At 47.4% G+C, this 247-nt stretch carries 1 protein-coding gene; it reads left to right on the top strand.

What is annotated here, in order from left to right:
• Positions 1 to 203 (top strand): hypothetical protein (locus AAEZ00_RS21885; protein ID WP_351090120.1); only part of this gene is annotated, 203 nt, incomplete at its 5' end.
• Positions 204 to 247: the final 44 nt, after the last annotated feature.

The following is a 247-nucleotide window of genomic DNA, read 5'->3' as shown; positions in this document are numbered from 1 at the left end:
CTCACTTTTTGGGTGAGATTAACAGTACTCGCAGTCGGTTTGATTTAGCTGGGGTAACCTTTTGGGGTGAGTCTCCGGTGTTCATCTCGCAAGAGTCGACTCGGCTAGTGCTATCTTTAGTGCGGATCCATACGCCAACGCACGTTATACGTTTAGGCGGCAGCTATGTGCTAGCCGCTGAGAGTTTAGAAAGCGTGTTATAAAAACCGCTGAATGCTGTGTAAGACACTTCTTGTATATCCAACAC

Source organism: Shewanella sp. S1-49-MNA-CIBAN-0167 (assembly GCF_040310145.1).
GTDB classification, from domain to species: Bacteria; Pseudomonadota; Gammaproteobacteria; order Enterobacterales; family Shewanellaceae; genus Shewanella; species Shewanella psychromarinicola.
This window is presented reverse-complemented; position numbering and strand designations above follow the sequence as displayed.